At 62.8% G+C, this 14,733-nt stretch carries 15 protein-coding genes and 1 pseudogene; 4 read left to right on the top strand and 12 right to left on the bottom strand.

From position 1 onward, the window contains the following. From E0E29_RS13055 to csaB, 10 genes and pseudogenes are all read right to left on the bottom strand, one after another. Positions 1 to 1,176 (bottom strand): annotated as a pseudogene (locus tag E0E29_RS13055) (phosphoribosylaminoimidazolecarboxamide formyltransferase); the annotation flags it as partial. A 16-nt stretch (positions 1,177 to 1,192) separates the two neighbouring features. Further along, positions 1,193 to 1,900, bottom strand: coding sequence for an IMP cyclohydrolase (locus tag E0E29_RS13050; RefSeq protein ID WP_130850210.1), 708 nt, complete (start codon positions 1,898 to 1,900; stop codon positions 1,193 to 1,195). Then, positions 1,897 to 2,532, bottom strand: a complete 636-nt coding sequence (purN, locus tag E0E29_RS13045; protein ID WP_130850209.1) for a phosphoribosylglycinamide formyltransferase — start codon at positions 2,530 to 2,532, stop codon at positions 1,897 to 1,899. The genes E0E29_RS13050 and purN overlap by 4 nt, the downstream gene beginning before the upstream one ends. After that, positions 2,529 to 3,572, bottom strand: a complete 1,044-nt coding sequence (gene purM / locus E0E29_RS13040) for a phosphoribosylformylglycinamidine cyclo-ligase (protein ID WP_130850208.1) — start codon at positions 3,570 to 3,572, stop codon at positions 2,529 to 2,531. The genes purN and purM overlap by 4 nt, the downstream gene beginning before the upstream one ends. 18 nt (positions 3,573 to 3,590) lie before the next feature. Further along, positions 3,591 to 5,012 carry an amidophosphoribosyltransferase gene (purF, locus tag E0E29_RS13035; RefSeq protein ID WP_130850207.1) on the bottom strand — a complete coding sequence of 474 codons (1,422 nt, stop codon included), beginning with the start codon at positions 5,010 to 5,012 and terminating at the stop codon, positions 3,591 to 3,593. 48 nt (positions 5,013 to 5,060) lie between these two features. Beyond that, positions 5,061 to 6,482 (bottom strand): amidophosphoribosyltransferase, encoded by a 1,422-nt coding sequence (locus E0E29_RS13030; RefSeq protein WP_130850206.1) that lies wholly within the window; start codon positions 6,480 to 6,482, stop codon positions 5,061 to 5,063. Between the two features lie 2 nt (positions 6,483 to 6,484). After that, positions 6,485 to 7,204 carry a phosphoribosylaminoimidazolesuccinocarboxamide synthase gene (gene purC / locus E0E29_RS13025; RefSeq protein ID WP_130850205.1) on the bottom strand — a complete coding sequence of 240 codons (720 nt, stop codon included), beginning with the start codon at positions 7,202 to 7,204 and terminating at the stop codon, positions 6,485 to 6,487. Between the two features lie 46 nt (positions 7,205 to 7,250). Further along, a complete protein-coding gene (purE, locus tag E0E29_RS13020; protein WP_130850204.1) occupies positions 7,251 to 7,742 on the bottom strand; it encodes a 5-(carboxyamino)imidazole ribonucleotide mutase in 492 nt (163 codons plus the stop codon). A gap of 301 nt (positions 7,743 to 8,043) precedes the next feature. Continuing rightward, complete coding sequence (locus E0E29_RS13015; RefSeq protein WP_130850203.1) at positions 8,044 to 9,129, bottom strand: glycosyltransferase family protein; 1,086 nt, start codon at positions 9,127 to 9,129, stop codon at positions 8,044 to 8,046. Between the two features lie 21 nt (positions 9,130 to 9,150). Further along, positions 9,151 to 11,382 (bottom strand): polysaccharide pyruvyl transferase CsaB, encoded by a 2,232-nt coding sequence (gene csaB, locus E0E29_RS13010; protein WP_130850202.1) that lies wholly within the window; start codon positions 11,380 to 11,382, stop codon positions 9,151 to 9,153. A 142-nt stretch (positions 11,383 to 11,524) separates the two neighbouring features. On the opposite strand from csaB, the gene E0E29_RS13005 reads away from it, so the two are divergent. From E0E29_RS13005 to E0E29_RS12990, 4 genes are all read left to right on the top strand, one after another. After that, positions 11,525 to 12,058 (top strand): DUF4330 family protein, encoded by a 534-nt coding sequence (locus E0E29_RS13005; protein WP_227603149.1) that lies wholly within the window; start codon positions 11,525 to 11,527, stop codon positions 12,056 to 12,058. An 84-nt stretch (positions 12,059 to 12,142) separates the two neighbouring features. After that, positions 12,143 to 12,697 (top strand): phosphatase PAP2 family protein, encoded by a 555-nt coding sequence (locus tag E0E29_RS13000; RefSeq protein ID WP_130850201.1) that lies wholly within the window; start codon positions 12,143 to 12,145, stop codon positions 12,695 to 12,697. Continuing rightward, positions 12,694 to 13,416 carry a 5'-methylthioadenosine/S-adenosylhomocysteine nucleosidase gene (locus E0E29_RS12995; protein WP_165449901.1) on the top strand — a complete coding sequence of 241 codons (723 nt, stop codon included), beginning with the start codon at positions 12,694 to 12,696 and terminating at the stop codon, positions 13,414 to 13,416. The genes E0E29_RS13000 and E0E29_RS12995 overlap by 4 nt, the downstream gene beginning before the upstream one ends. Beyond that, positions 13,413 to 13,712 (top strand): hypothetical protein, encoded by a 300-nt coding sequence (locus E0E29_RS12990; RefSeq protein WP_130850199.1) that lies wholly within the window; start codon positions 13,413 to 13,415, stop codon positions 13,710 to 13,712. Before E0E29_RS12995 ends, E0E29_RS12990 begins: the two co-directional genes overlap by 4 nt. Positions 13,713 to 13,743: 31 nt before the next feature. Here E0E29_RS12990 and E0E29_RS12985 read toward each other — a convergent pair whose 3' ends face one another. Both E0E29_RS12985 and rplL read right to left on the bottom strand, forming a co-directional pair. Further along, positions 13,744 to 14,241 carry a GNAT family N-acetyltransferase gene (locus tag E0E29_RS12985; RefSeq protein WP_130850198.1) on the bottom strand — a complete coding sequence of 166 codons (498 nt, stop codon included), beginning with the start codon at positions 14,239 to 14,241 and terminating at the stop codon, positions 13,744 to 13,746. 81 nt (positions 14,242 to 14,322) lie between these two features. Then, positions 14,323 to 14,697 (bottom strand): 50S ribosomal protein L7/L12, encoded by a 375-nt coding sequence (gene rplL / locus E0E29_RS12980; protein ID WP_130850197.1) that lies wholly within the window; start codon positions 14,695 to 14,697, stop codon positions 14,323 to 14,325. Positions 14,698 to 14,733: the final 36 nt, after the last annotated feature.

Below are 14,733 nucleotides of genomic sequence, written 5' to 3'. Positions count from 1 at the left end.
TCAATGGTGGAACAGCCGCATGCCGGTAAAGGCCATGACGATGCCGTACTTGTCGCAGGTGGCGATGACGTGGTCGTCCCGGATGGAGCCGCCGGGCTGGGCGATGTACTGGACGCCGGACTTCCGGGCCCGCTCCACGTTGTCGCCGAAGGGGAAGAAGGCGTCGGAGCCCACGGTGACGCCGCTGAGCTGGGCCACCCAGGCCTTTTTCTCCTCCTCGGTGAGGACCTCGGGCTTCACTTTGAAGGTGTTCTGCCACACGCCCTCGGCCAGAACATCGTCGTGCTCGTCGGAGATGTAGATGTCAATGGCGTTGTCCCGGTCGGGGCGGCGGATGCCGTCCACAAACTGGAGGCCCAGGACCTTGGGGTGCTGGCGCAGCCACCAGATGTCGGCCTTGTTGCCGGCCAGGCGGGTGCAGTGGATGCGGCTCTGCTGACCGGCGCCCACGCCGATGGTCATGCCATCCTTCACATAGCACACGGAGTTGGACTGGGTGTACTTGAGGGTGATGAGGGAGAGGAGCATGTCCCGGCGGGCGGCCTCGGGCAGGTCCTTGTTGACAGTGACGATGTTGTTCAGCAGGGTGTCGTTGATCTCAAAGTTGTTGCGGCCCTGCTCGAAGGTGATGCCGAACACATCCTTGTGCTCGATGGGCTTTGGGACATAATCGGGGTCGATCTCCACCACGTTGTAGCCGCCCTTGCGCTTGGTCTTGAGGATGGCCAGGGCCTCGTCGGTGTAGCCGGGGGCGATGACGCCGTCGGAGACCTCCAGGGCCAGGAACAGGGCGGTGGCGGCGTCGCAGACGTCGGAGAGGGCGGCCCAGTCACCGTAGGAGCACAGCCGGTCGGCACCCCGGGCCCGGACGTAGGCGGAGGCCAGGGGGGTGAGCTCCATGTCCTGGGCGAAGTAGATGTGCTTCTCCACATCGGTGAGCTCCTTGGCCACGGCGGCGCCGGCGGGGGAGACGTGCTTGAAGGAGGCGGCAGAGGGCAGGCCGGTGGCGGCCTTGAGCTCCTTCACCAGCTGCCAGGAGTTGAGGGCATCCAGGAAGTTGATGTAGCCGGGCTTTCCGTTGAGGACCTTGATGGGCAGCTCACCGCTCTCCATAAAGATGCGGGCGGGCTTCTGGTTGGGGTTGCAGCCGTATTTCAGTTCCAGTTCCGTCATGTTTCTGACCTCCGCATACTCAAACGTGCTTGTTGTAGATGAGAGATTCGGTCTCGCCGCTCTTCAGGTCAATATACCGCACGAAGAGGGAGACCTTGTTGTCGGCATTGAGGCTCTCCCACAGACCGTCGCCGAAGTCCTTCAGGCTCTCGCCGCCCACGGCCACGGTCTTGGGCGCGCCCTGGAAGGAGGGCAGGGGATTGCCGTCGGTCTCGTAGGTGCTAATAAAGTGGCCCTGACCGGCGATGGGGGTATCATATTCAAAGAAAAAACGCTGGCAGCAGGCGGGGTCGCCGTCGGCGGACTTGAGGATGGACAGCCGGTAGGAGCCGTCGGGGCGGACCATGCCGGAGATACGGGGGGTGTAGTTGGGGCCGTCGGGCTCGAACTCACGGGTGCGCAGGGCCCGGACCCAGCCGGTGCCGTCCCGGAAGGCGTCGGCCACCGTGTCGGTCTGGTCGCCGTTGGTGACGATGGTGGTGCCCTCCACCACCCGGACGGGGTGGTAGATGATGAGGGAGGGGTCCACCATCTTGGACTCGTCAAAGGCCTTGGTGCGGATGCCGTCGTCGGTGGTCTCAAAGATACGGTTGCGGCTGTTCTCGCTGCGGCCCATGATGAAGTAGGCGATGACCGCCTTGGTGTTGTCGGCAGACCGGCCCAGCAGGATGCCGCGGCCGGGATAGGGATTCTGGCTCAGATATGCCTTGAGATCGATCATGGTCAAACCTCCTTGATATGAACGATACGCCCCTCCACGCTCAGGCGGTCCTGGCAGAAGAGGGAGACGGCCTGGGGCAGGATGAGCCACTCGGCCTCCTCCATGACCCGGCGCTGGAGGATCTCGGGGGTGTCCCCCTCCTGGACGGCCACCGCCTTCTGGAGGACGATGGGGCCGCCGTCGGGCTCCTCGTTGACGAAGTGGACGGTGGCGCCGGTGACTTTGACGCCGTAGGCCAGAGCCTGCTCATGGACATGGAGGCCATAGGCGCCTTTGCCGCAGAAGGAGGGGATGAGGGCGGGGTGGACGTTGAGGATGGCGTTGGGGTAGGCGGCCACCATCTCGCTTGTGAGGATGTGCATAAAGCCGGCCAGCACCACCAGGTCGATGGAGAGCGCCTTCAGTTTCTCCACCAGGGCCACCGTCATGGCCTGGTTGGAGTCAAAGTCCTTCCGGGCAACCACGTAGCCTGGGATACCGGCCTTGGCCGCCCGCTCCAGGGCGTAGGCACCGGCCTTGGAGGAGAGGACGGCCACGATCTCGCCGCCCTGCAGCTTTCCGGCCTGTTGGGCGTCGATGAGAGCCTGGAGGTTGGTGCCGCCGCCGGAGACCAGCACGGCGATGCGCTTCGTGCTCATACCAGTTCCACCCCGGCGTCGCCGCTGACCACGGAGCCGATGATGTAGGCCCGCTCGCCGGAGCGGCAGAGGATCTCCTTGGCCTGGCCCACCTCCTCTTTGGGGATGGCCAGGATGAGGCCCACGCCCATGTTGAAGGTGTTGTACATGTCCCGCAGGGGGATGTCGCCCTTCTTGGCGATGAGATCGAAGATGGGGGGGACGGGGAAGGAGGCGGTCTCAATCCGGGCGGTGAGTCCCTCCTTCATCATCCGGGGTACGTTTTCATAGAGTCCGCCGCCGGTGATGTGGCTGATGGCCTTGACATGGATGCCGTTCTTCAGCAGGCACTGGACAGACTTGACATAGATGCGGGTGGGGGTGAGGAGGGTCTCGCCCAGGCTCTTGCCGCCCAGCTCGTCCATGGGGGCATGGAGGTCGGCGTGCTCCACGTCAAAGACCTTGCGGACCAGAGAGAAGCCATTGGAGTGGACGCCGGAGGAACCCAGGCCGATAAGCACATCTCCGGCGGTGAGATCCTTGCCGTCGATGATTTTCTCCTCATCCACGATGCCCACGGAGAAGCCGGCCACGTCGTAGTCGTCCTCCACCATGAGGCCGGGGTGCTCGGCAGTCTCGCCGCCCACCAGAGCACAGCCGGCCTGGCGGCAGCCCTCGGTGATGCCGGCGACGATGTCGGCGATACGAGCGGGGTCGTTCTTGCCGCAGGCGATGTAGTCCAGGAAGAAGAGAGGGGCAGCGCCTCCGCAGATGATGTCGTTGACGCACATGGCCACGCAGTCGATGCCGATGGTGTCGTGCTTGTTCATGAGCTGAGCCAGACGCAGCTTGGTACCCACGCCGTCGGTGCCGGAAACCAGCACCGGCTTTTTCATGCCGGACACATCGGGGGCAAACAGACCGCCGAAGCCGCCCAGGGTACCCATCACGCCGGGGATGTAGGTGGATTCCACCATAGGCTTAATGCGCTCCACGGACTCATAGCCGGCGGTCACGTCCACGCCGGCGGCGGCGTAGGATTCGGAATGGGAGTTTTTCATGTAGGGACCTCCTCGATGTCAGGTTTGGCTGAGCTTGCGCTCGAAGCGGAACTTTTCCCGGGCCTCTGGCACGGGAACGGGGTAGTGGCCGGTGAAGCAGCCGTCACAGAAGGTGCAGCGGCAGCCGTTGGCCAGCTTGTGGACGTTCTCCACGCTGAGGTAGCCCAGGGAATCGGCGCCGATGATTTTTGTGATCTCCTCCACCGAGTGGTTACAGGCGATGAGGTGGTCACGGGAGTCGATGTCGGTGCCGAAATAGCAGGGGTGGAGGAAGGGGGGCGCGGAGATCCGCATGTGGACCTCGGTGGCACCGGCCTCCCGCAGGAGACTCACGATCCGGGCCGAGGTGGTGCCCCGGACGATGGAGTCGTCCACGATGACCACCCGTTTGCCCCGGACCACAGAGGAGATGGGGTTGAGCTTGATGCGCACCTTGTCCTCACGGTTCTTCTGGCCGGGGGCGATGAAGGTGCGGGCGATATACTTATTTTTGATGAAGCCGGTGCCGTAGAGGATGCCCGACTGCCGGGCATAGCCGATGGCGGCGTCAATGCCGGAGTCGGGGACACCGATGACGATGTCGGCCTGGACGGGGTGCTCCAGGGCCAGGAAGGCACCGGCCCGGAGACGGGCCTCGTGGACACCGGCGCCGTCGATGACCGAGTCGGGTCGGGCGAAGTAGATGAATTCAAAGACGCACAGGCTGCTCTTGGCCTTGCCGCAGTGGTCCTTGATGCTCCGGAGGCCGTCCTTGTCGGCCACCACGATCTCGCCGGGCTCCACGTCCCGGAGGAAACGGGCGCCGATGGCGTCCAGGGCGCAGCTCTCGGAGGCAAAGACATACCCGCCTTCCAGAGTGCCGATGCACAGGGGGCGGAAGCCGTTGGGGTCCCGGGCGGCGATGAGCTTCCGGGGGGAGAGGAGCACCAGGGAGTAGGCGCCCTGGATGATGTCCATGGCGGCGGAGACAGCGGCTTCGATGGAGGGGGTCTTCAGCCGGGCGCCGGTGATGGTGTAGGCGATGACCTCGGTGTCGCTGGTGGTGTGGAAGATGGCGCCGGAGAGCTCCAGCTTCTCCCGGAGCTCGGCGGCGTTGGTGAGGTTGCCGTTGTGGTACAAGGCCATGGTGCCCTTCACATGGTTGATGACCATGGGCTGGGCGTTGGAGCGGCTCTTCCGGCCGGTGGTGGCGTAACGCACGTGGCCCACGGCCATGCTGCCGTTGCCCAGGTGCTCCAAAACTTCAGGGGTGAATACCTCGCTGACCAGTCCCACGTCCTTGTGGCTGGTGATGACGCCACCGTCATTGATGGCGATACCGGCGCTCTCCTGGCCCCGCTGCTGAAGGGCGTAAAGGGCGTTGTAGACGCAGCCGGCGGCATGCTCCATGCCGTCTACGCACAGGCCGAAAACACCGCATTCTTCGTGAAGGGTAGACATATCGGTACTTCCTTTTTCAATGGGATAGGACGTGGGTGCAGGTGCGTATTACTCCTTTCCAGTCCAACAATAGGTGCAGATCTTGCTGCGGTCAAGGCCAATGGCCTCAAGCAGGCCGTCCAGAGACTGATAGCCCAGGGAGTCGAAGCCCATCTTCTCGCAGATGGCCTTGAGCATACAGCCACCCCGCTCAGTGGAGGCGTCGGCGTACTCCTCCAGGTGGTTCTGGCCCTCGTCGCCCTCCAGCTCCTGGATGGTCTTACGGGCCAGCAGCTCCATGTCGGAGTTGCTGCGGGAGAAGTTCAAATATTTGCAGCCGTACATGATGGGGGGGCAGGCCGAGCGCATGTGGACCTCGGCGGCGCCCGACTCGTAGAGGAATTCCACGGTCTCACGGAGCTGGGTGCCCCGGACGATGGAGTCGTCCACGAAGAGGAGCTTTTTGCCCTCAATGAGCTCGGGGACAGGAATCTGCTTCATTTTGGCCACCTGGTTGCGGACCTCCTGGCTGGCTGGCATGAAGGAACGGGGCCAAGTGGGGGTGTATTTGACGAAGGGGCGTGCAAAGGGCTTACCGCTGCGGTTGGCAAAGCCGATGGCGTGGGGGACACCGGAGTCGGGGACGCCGGCCACATAGTCCACCTTGGGGAGTTTGCCCTTCTGGACCTCGTCCCGAGCCATGATCTCACCGTTGCGGTAGCGCATGACCTCCACGTTGACTCCCTCGTAGTTGGAGTTGGGGTAGCCGTAGTAGGTCCAGAGAAAGGCGCAGATGCGCATCTCCTCTCCGGCGGGGGAGAGGGTCTCCCAGCCGTCGGCGGTGATGCGGACGATCTCCCGGGGACCCAGCTCATAGGCGTCAGTGTAGCCCAGCTTGTGATAGGCAAAGGACTCAAAGGAAACACAGCAGCCCTTCTCGCCCTGTCCCACCAGCACGGGCAGGCGGCCCAGCTTGTCCCGGGCGGCGATGATGCCATCCTTGTCCAGGATAAGGATGGTACAGGAACCGTAAATTTCCTCCTGGGCGTGGCGAATACCGGAGACCAGGTCGTCGCACTGGTTGATGAGGGCGGCGGTGAGTTCGGTGGCGTTGACCTTGCCGGAACTCATAGCCATGAACTGATGGCCGTGGTCGGAGAAGTACTTCTCCACCAGTGTATCGGCGTTGTTGATGATGCCCACGGTGGTGATGGCATAGAGGCCCAGGTGGGAGCGCACCAGCAGGGGCTGGGGGTCGGTGTCGCTGATGCAGCCGATGCCGGCGTGGCCGTGAAACTCGTGGAGGTCCTTTTCGAACTTGGTGCGGAAGGGGGTATTTTCAATATTGTGGATTTGTCGCTGGAAGCCGTCGGTCTCGTCGTAGACCGCCATACCGCCCCGCTTGGTGCCCAGGTGGGAGTGGTAGTCGGTGCCGAAGAAGAGGTCCAGTACGCAGTCCTGCCGGGAGACGGCGCCGAAGAAGCCGCCCATACTCAGTTATCCCCCATCAGACGGCGCATGACCTCCTCATAGGCCTCCTCAGCGCCGCCCAGATCCCGGCGGAAACGGTCCTTGTCCAGCTTCTCGTGGGTCTTTTCGTCCCACAGACGGCAGGTGTCGGGGCTGATCTCGTCGGCCAGGACGATGGTGCCGTCGCTGGTTTTGCCGAACTCCAGCTTGAAGTCCACCAGGTCGATACCGATCTCCTTCATAAAGCCCTTGAGGAGGTCGTTGACCATCATGGTGTACTTGCGGATGAGGGCGATCTCCTCCTTGGTGGCCAGCTTCAGGGCCAGGGCATGGGAGGTATTGAGCAGGGGGTCGCCCAGATCGTCGTTCTTGTAGGAGAACTCGAAGGTAGGCTCGTCAAAAACGATGCCCTCCTCCACGCCGTAGCGCTTGGCAAAGGAGCCGGCGGAAATGTTGCGGACAATGACCTCCAGGGGGACGATGGACACCTTCTTCACGGCGGTCTCACGATCATTGAGCTCCTCCACGTAGTGGGTGGGCACGCCCTTGGCCTCCAGGCGGCGCATGAGGTTGTTGGTCATGCGGTTGTTGATGGCGCCCTTGCCGGCGATGGTGCCCTTCTTCAGGCCGTTGAAGGCAGTGGCGTCGTCCTTGTAGGAGACGATGACCACCTCGGGGTCGTTGGTGGCGTAAACCTTTTTGGCCTTGCCCTCGTACAGCTGCTCTTTCTTCTCGTAAGCCATGTTTCTCTTGCTCCTTCTATCTATATTTTTTGAATAGATCTCGATCTTACAGTTTCTCACCGATGCGGCGGTCCTTCTCGGCCACTTCCTCGGCCATTTTAGCCTTGAAGTCGGCGAGTTGACTGGCCAGGGCCTCATAGGAGAGGGCCAGCATCTGGGCGGCCAGAATGGCGGCGTTGTCGGCGCCATCCACAGCCACGCAGGCCACGGGGATACCCTTGGGCATCTGAACCATGGAGAGGAGGGAGTCCAGGCCGCCCATCATGGAGGTCTTGATGGGCACGCCGATGACGGGGAGGGTGGTGTAGGCGGCCAGCACGCCGGCCAGGTGGGCGGCCTTGCCAGCGGCGGCGATGATGACGCCGAAGCCGTTCTCCCTGGCGCCGGAGGCGAACTGCTCGGCGGCAGCGGGGGTGCGGTGGGCGGAGATGACCCGGACCTCGGCGGGGATGCCAAAGGACTGGAGGCGGGCGATGCAGGGCTTCATGGTCTCCAGATCGCTGTCGGAACCCATGACCACGGCGACTTTCTTACTCATGTGGGGCCTCCTGTGATTGAAAATTTTTTAGAGAAACAAAAAAAGAATCAGGCCATCCGATGTGCGGATGGCCTGACGGGGCTTATGATCTTGAAGAGGACGCATTGCGGCCATGGAAGGGGACCCACATTCCGATGGAACCCGCCATTGCCGCACCTCCGTCCAAACGATTCTATCTAAAATATATCTAAAATCGACGTTGATTGCAAGGGCGCGGGGTGAATTTCGTATGCTTACACAACGGGGCGTAAAAAAGTGGGAGGGAAATCGTAAAAATCGTTTTGGGTCCTGTGTCCGCCCCTCACAGACCGATGGCGCCCAGAATGCGCTGGACGGTCTGGGCCCGGCGGGACCAGGCCGCAGCGGCGCCGTAGTCCCGGCGGCGGGGAGAGACCCAGGTGGGGTCCTCGGCCAGCGCCCGCTCACACAGCCGGCAGTAGTCGGCGGGGGAGTGGGCGCCGTAGATGACGTCGGGGAACTCCTCCACCTGGTCAGGCGCCAGGAGGGTGACGATGGGCTTGCCGGTGGAGAGGTATTCGTAGATTCGCCGGGGGAGGACATCGTTAAAATCCTGTTCCCGGCGGCGCAGGTCCAGGCACACGTCGAACCGGGAGACGTAGTCGGGTACTTCCACCGCGGGCTTCCGGCCCAGGAGGCGGACGTTTGCCAGCCGCTCCAGGCGGGGAAGCCGGGGATGCTCTCCCACCTTGCCCAAGAGGACGAAGGTCCACTCGGGGTGCTCCAGGGCGGTGTACTCCACGGGGGAGAGGTCCAATCCGGCGTCGATGCGGCCCACCCAGCCCATCACCGGTCCCCGGATGTCCCGAAGGGCGGGGGGGACCTCCAAACTGGGGCGGGAGAACATGGGATAGTTGACGCCGTTAGGGATGAGGGCGATGTTGGCGTTGCATGGGGAGAGCCGGTCCAGCAGGCCGGGGGAGGCGGTGAAGACCACATCGGCGGCGGCGGCCAGATCTCCCTCCCACTGGGGGGGCAGGTCGGACCAGTCGGTGTCGCAGTCGTAGACCAGCCCCCGGTGGTTCAGGTGGTCCAGCAGGTAGACGTGCTGGGGCTGGGTGGTCCACAGGACCACGTCCCGGAAGCCGTGGCGGAGAGCGGTCCGGCGGATGAAGGCGGCCAGCCGTTTTCCGGCGTGGCGCAGCAGGAGCTCCGCATTCTCCGGCAGAGGGCGCACCGGCGGCAGGGTGTACACGGTGACGTTGGGGCGCACCTGACGGCCCGGGTCTTTGTGGCTATGGCCCGGGCGGCTGGGCTGGAAAAATAGGACTTCCCCATCCCGCAGCCGGGCGGCGAGCTGCTGGGTCCGGGAGGGGGTGGTCCGCCAGGGGGTGTAGGAGACGATGATATATTGCTTCAAGGAGGTCACCTCATGAGAAGGGGGTAGGGCTCACCGGCCCAGGAGCTTTGCGGCGGCCTCGCTGTTGCGCTGCTCCACCTGGCGGAGCCGGTCCACACCGCCGGAGAGGAATTCGGTGTCCCCGATGCGGCCCACGGCGGCGTCGATGTGGGCGCACAGCCGCTCATAGCTCACGTCCTTCAGATCGGTGAAGAGGTCCTGGCCGATATAGCGCAGGAAGGAGCTGATCTTCTGGTCGTAGACCACACCCACCAGGGGGACCCCCTGCCCGGCGGAGAAGACCAGGGCGTGGAGACGCATGGAGACCACTACCTGCATCCGGGCAAAGAGGCCGATGGTGTGGTCGGAGGCGCCGGTGTCGGTAAAGATATAGTGGGGGGCTTTCATATAGGAGGCGGCCCGCTTGCAGGCACCTACGTCCAGCCGCTTTTCGATGGGGATGAAGATGGGGGTGAGGCCGTACTTCTCCCAGGCGTAATCGGCGGCCTGTCCAAAGATCTTTGCCTTTTCCTCGTCGTAGCCCGGCCAGGGCCGCAGGGTGAAGCCGATATACCGGCCGTGGGGGTCCAGGCCGCGACTCTCCAGCATGCCGTCTACCACCTCCGGCTCAGCGGCGGGGAGGATGACGGTTGGGTCGGAGGAGAGGACGATCTCGGGGTTGTGGATGCCCATGTCCTCCAGCTCGGTGAGGGAGTGGGTGTCCCGGAGGGTGATCATGTCCACGTTGCTCTGGAGGACCCTGGCGCATAGCTTCCGGTTGGAGGGGTACTGGATGGGGCCGATGCCGCAGCCGTACATGAGGACCTTGTTCCCCAACTTCTTGCCGGCGGAGATGGTAAAGAGATAGAACCACAGGGACCGGCGGGAGGTGACGTCTTGCATGAGGGAGCCGCCGCCGTTGATATAGAGCCGGGTCTTGCGCATCCGGGCCAAAAACTTGGGGAAGGCGAAGGTGTAGATGGCATTGACACGGTAGGTGAGCCGGGTCTCTTCCGGGCGGCGGGAGAGAACCCACACGGGGAGGTCGGGATCGATCTGCCGCAGTTCCCGGACAATGGCCTCCAGGATGGCGTCGTCGCCGGCGTTGCCACGGCCATAGGCGCCGCAGACCAGGGCGCCGTCCCGGCGGCCGATGGTGCGGGAGCGCTCCTGGCGCCGGAGGATGGTGCGGTAGATATTCAGCTGGCGTTCAATGGTGGACTCCAGAGAGTACTCCTCCACGCCCTTTTGACGCAGCCGCTCTCCCAGGTGCTTCCGCTGGACCGGGTCCTGGGCCAGGGTAATAAGATGGTGGGTCAGGCCCTCGGCGTCGCCGGGCTCGAAGAGGAGACCGTTGACGCCGTGGTCGATCAGATAGGGAACGCCGCCTACCCGGGAGCTGACCGTGGGCAGGGAGGCCCGGGCGCCCTCGGTGAGGGCGTAGGGGAAGGTCTCGGAGAGAGAGGTGAGGGTGTTGATGTCGATGGACTGGTAGAAGGTATTGGTGTCGCTGATCCAGCCGGCGAAGCACACGGTGTCGGCCACACCCAGCTCACGGGCCAGATTCTCCAGCATGGAGCGCTCCTCGCCGTCGCCGGCGATGAGGAGCCGCAGCTGGGGACAGGTCTCATGGGCCTTGGCAAAGCCCTTGATGAGGGTGGAGATGTCCTTTACCGGGTTGAGCCGGGCGGCGATACCCACCACCACCGAATCCTCATCGGCCTTCAGGCCCACCGAGCGGAAGTATTCTGCCCGGGACATGGCGGGAGGCGGCAGGGTGAAGTCAATGCCGTTGTAGATAGGGAAGAGCTTGTCCGGGTCAAAGCCGCGGGAGATGAGCAGATCCACCATGGCGTCGGATACGCCAATGCGGTAGTCCAGCGTTCGCAGGGCGATGGTGTTGATGGTACCGTAGGTGAGGCGGGAGAAAGGCCGACCCAGATAGTCCAGCCGGTAGTCGGAGTGGACGGTGGTGACCACCGGCACACCGGTGGAGCAACGGAGAAGGGCCCCCATCATGTTGCCCCGGGCGCCGTGGCAGTGGAGAAGGTCGCAGCCCTCGGTGCGGATCTTCCGCTTGAGGATGGCCAGAGTCTTGAGGACGTTCCGGCTGGGGTAGACCTCGGTACGGATGCCCAGCTCCCGGGCCTCCTGGGCAAAGGGCCCCTCCATAAAGCACACCATGGTCACGTCGATGCTCTTGGAGAGGTTTTGAAGCAGGGAGAGAACGTGGGTCTTTGCCCCACCGCTGTCGCCGCCGCTGATGAGATGGATGACTTTCATAACTGCCTCCAATGTCATAAGGGTTTCTTAAATTTTAAATCTACCCTTGTATCTTCACGGAAAATATTATACAATGCTTGGGTAGTCCGGTCAACGGAAATGCCGGGCATCCGCCGAGAAATGAGATATACGGAGGCATGACATGAAACTGGTGGACGAACGAGGAAAACTGTTTGGAAAGCTCAATATCATTGACCTGCTGGTCATTTTATTGCTGATCGTGGCTGTGGCCCTGATCGGCTGGAAGGTCACCCGCAAGGATGGCGCGTCCAACGCCAGCCGTACCATTCTCACCTATACGGTAGAGGTAGAGGGCGTGGACAAGGAGGTCTACGAAGGCATCAAGGCCTATGTGCCCGGTGAGAGCGGCATCGGCGATCAGCTTATGGCCAACGGCGAGATGGTGGATGCCTATGTCACCAGCGTTACCGCCACCCCTCACGAGGGCGGGATCACCATGACCGATGTCAACGGTACCACCCTCACCTTCCCGGTGGAGGAGGATACTCTGGACCTCACCTTTACCATCCAGGCCAATGTGGTCAACGCCGTCACCAATGAGGTGGGCACTCAGGAGGTCCGCATCGGCAAGACCCACATTGTCAAGACAGTCCATTTTGAGCTCAGCAATGGCATTATCACCACCTGCGAGGCGGAGCCTTGGACAGAGGGCTGAGTTCCCAACGAGAGAGAAAAGGGGACGGGGCAGCGGCCTCGTCCCCTTTTTGTCCCAAATCAAGATGATCGGAGGAAGCCAGCCATGCTGGATACCCTTTTGACCCTGGACGGAGGCTTTCTGCTCTGGCTCCAGGACCTGCGCACCCCCATTTTGAACGCTTTCTTCTCCTTCTATACCCAGCTGGGCAACGCCGGGCTGGTCTGGATTGTCCTGTCGGTGCTTCTGCTTCTGTACCCGAAGACCCGTAAGGCGGGCTTTTGGGCGCTGATTGCTATGCTCTTCGGCCTGCTCTTCACCAATGTGCTTCTCAAGCATCTGGTGGCCCGTACCAGGCCCTGGCTGGTGGTGGAGGGACTCACGGCCCTGGTGGATGAGCACGACCCCAACTCCTTCCCATCGGGCCACACCTGCGCCGCCTTTGCCTGTTGTGTCACCTGGGCCCGCTTTGCCGCCAGGCGGTGGGTGAAGGTCCTGTGCCTGATCCTGGCCGTCCTTATGGGCTTCTCCAGGCTGTATGTGGGTGTCCATTTCCCCAGTGATGTCATCGCCGGCTGTGTCGTGGGCTGCCTTTGCGCCCTGCTGGCCTGGACCGTCCAGCGGAAGGCCGAAAACGTATGGAGGGGGCGGAAGGCATGACAGGACCCATCCTGATCCAGGGTGCCATGGATGTAGAGACCGACCGGGCGGTGGGACGGCTGGAAAATTGCCAGGAGGAGATCATCGCCGGGTTCCGGTTCTGGTATGGCCGGTATGCCGGTCTGGACCTGGTGGTGAGCCGCACCGAGGTGGGGATGGTGTCCGCCGCCGCGGCCACCATTCTGGGCATCCAGCGCTTTACACCCAGCCTGGTACTCAATCAGGGAACCGCTGGCGCCCACCGTTCCGATCTGCATGTGGGGGACATCGTGGTGGGACGCACCTGCGTGGACATCCAAAGTGTCCTCGTGCCAAAACGTGGGGCAGGGGAGGGAATGGACCCTGCTGCCTGGACCCTGTGGGACTTTGACGCTGATACGCCTCCGGTGTTTCTTGAGGGGGATGCCCGATGGGCGGAGCGGTTCGAGGCCGCCCCCTATGCCGGGGGACGGGTGGTCTCCGGCCGTCTGGGAACGGGTGATGTTTTCAACCGGGAGCATGACCGTATTTTGTGGCTGCGGGCACAGGCGGGGGAGGACTGCGAGGACATGGAGAGCCTGGCAGCCTACCGGGTGTGCCGGCGGTTCGCCGTGCCCTGCCTGGGGATGCGCATCATTTCAAACAACGAGCTTACCGGGGAGCCCTACTGCCGGGAGGTAGGGGAGAACCTACAGGACTTCATCCTGCCTGCGCTGGCAGGTCTGGGAGACCGGCCATGAAGCGGGTGATTACACTGCTCCGCTCACTCCTCCTGGTGCTTCTGGCGGCCCTGCTCCTGAAGATCCTGGTCTGGGACCGGCGGATTGTGGGGGAGGTGGAGGGGGTTTTCCTCACCTATGAGGGTGCCGTCTACCGGGAGGCCGGACTCTCTGATTGGCATGTGGGGGAGCGATTGGGCCGGGTCCGCTTTGACGACGGTTCCACCGCCTACCTCTACACCGTGGAAGGGGAGCCAAATTGGCTCCACGTCAGCTTTGGCTGGGACGGCAGGGAGTATGTCCGGGAGTCGGAATAAGACAAAAAGGACGGGGAAGACCCCGTCCTTTTTAAATGTGCTTGTCAAAGGCCAGCCTGGGATAGTTGTCCTCCAGCACGTGGATGATCCCACAGTAGGCAAAGCCGCTGTTTTTCAGCAGGTTCTGCATAACACGGTTGTCCCCGTGGGTGTCCACCCGCAGGTGGCCGCACTGCTGGAAGGCCCAATCCAGGCAGGCTCGGCCGATGCCCTTCACCGAGCCATCTCCCGCCAGACGGTGGACCACGCCGTAAGGACCGTCATAGTGCCAGCCTCCCTCCTGGATGTCCCGGTAGGTGGGCTCAATATCCTCGCCCTGGAGGAAGCAGAAGGTCCCGACTACCTTGCCGTCGTGGACGCAGACATAGCTTCGGCCAGCGGCGATGTCCTCCCGGAGCAGATCTGTTGGGGGCCAGTTGGTGGGTCCCCACTGGTTGGGGTTGCCGGTCTCCTTCATGAACTGTCGGGCCTGGACGTAGAGCGCCGCCATGCGGTCCAGGTCACTCGGGGTGGAATGGCGTATCTCCATGATCAGCGCCTCCTTATTTGTTGTGTGAAAAGGGCCCATGGCATGATGCCATGGGCCCTTTTGCGTAATGGGGAAAGAAGCTTACTTCAGCTCGACCTTGGCGCCGACTTCCTCCAGCTTCTTCTTCAGCTCCTCGGCGTCGTCCTTGGAGACACCCTCCTTGACGGCCTTGGGGGCAGCCTCGACCAGAGCCTTGGCCTCAGCCAGACCCAGACCGGTGATCTCACGAACAGCCTTGATGACCTTGATCTTCTCGGCGCCGACATCAGCCAGCACCACGTCGAACTCGGTCTTCTCCTCAGCAGCGGGAGCAGCAGCGCCGGCGGCAGCGGGAGCAGCCATAGCGGCGGCGGACACGCCGAACTCCTCCTCCAGAGCGTGAACCAGCTCGGAGAGCTCCAGAACAGTCAGACCCTTAACTTCCTCAATGAGGGCAGTGATTTTCTCAGAAGCCATGATATGTTACCTCCTAAAATTGTGATTTCAATCAAA

Source organism: Intestinimonas timonensis (genome assembly GCF_900626145.1).
In the GTDB taxonomy this organism is placed as follows: domain Bacteria; phylum Bacillota; class Clostridia; order Oscillospirales; family Oscillospiraceae; genus Intestinimonas; species Intestinimonas aquisgranensis.
Note: the sequence above shows the minus strand (reverse complement) of the source record. Positions and strands in the feature narration are given on the sequence as shown.

Excerpts from the sequence above, each read along its gene's own strand:
- rplL (WP_130850197.1), bottom strand. The coding sequence starts at position 14,697 with ATGGCTTCTGAGAAAATCACTGCCCTCATTGAGGAAGTTAAGGGTCTG.
- E0E29_RS13030 (WP_130850206.1), bottom strand. The coding sequence starts at position 6,482 with ATGGGCGGCTTCTTCGGCGCCGTCTCCCGGCAGGACTGCGTACTGGAC.
- E0E29_RS13005 (WP_227603149.1), top strand. The coding sequence starts at position 11,525 with ATGAAACTGGTGGACGAACGAGGAAAACTGTTTGGAAAGCTCAATATC.
- purC (WP_130850205.1), bottom strand. The coding sequence starts at position 7,204 with ATGGCTTACGAGAAGAAAGAGCAGCTGTACGAGGGCAAGGCCAAAAAG.
- E0E29_RS13000 (WP_130850201.1), top strand. The coding sequence starts at position 12,143 with ATGCTGGATACCCTTTTGACCCTGGACGGAGGCTTTCTGCTCTGGCTC.
- E0E29_RS12995 (WP_165449901.1), top strand. The coding sequence starts at position 12,694 with ATGACAGGACCCATCCTGATCCAGGGTGCCATGGATGTAGAGACCGAC.
- purN (WP_130850209.1), bottom strand. The coding sequence starts at position 2,532 with ATGAGCACGAAGCGCATCGCCGTGCTGGTCTCCGGCGGCGGCACCAAC.
- E0E29_RS12990 (WP_130850199.1), top strand. The coding sequence starts at position 13,413 with ATGAAGCGGGTGATTACACTGCTCCGCTCACTCCTCCTGGTGCTTCTG.
- purE (WP_130850204.1), bottom strand. The coding sequence starts at position 7,742 with ATGAGTAAGAAAGTCGCCGTGGTCATGGGTTCCGACAGCGATCTGGAG.
- E0E29_RS12985 (WP_130850198.1), bottom strand. The coding sequence starts at position 14,241 with ATGGAGATACGCCATTCCACCCCGAGTGACCTGGACCGCATGGCGGCG.
- purM (WP_130850208.1), bottom strand. The coding sequence starts at position 3,572 with ATGAAAAACTCCCATTCCGAATCCTACGCCGCCGCCGGCGTGGACGTG.
- purF (WP_130850207.1), bottom strand. The coding sequence starts at position 5,012 with ATGTCTACCCTTCACGAAGAATGCGGTGTTTTCGGCCTGTGCGTAGAC.
- csaB (WP_130850202.1), bottom strand. The coding sequence starts at position 11,382 with ATGAAAGTCATCCATCTCATCAGCGGCGGCGACAGCGGTGGGGCAAAG.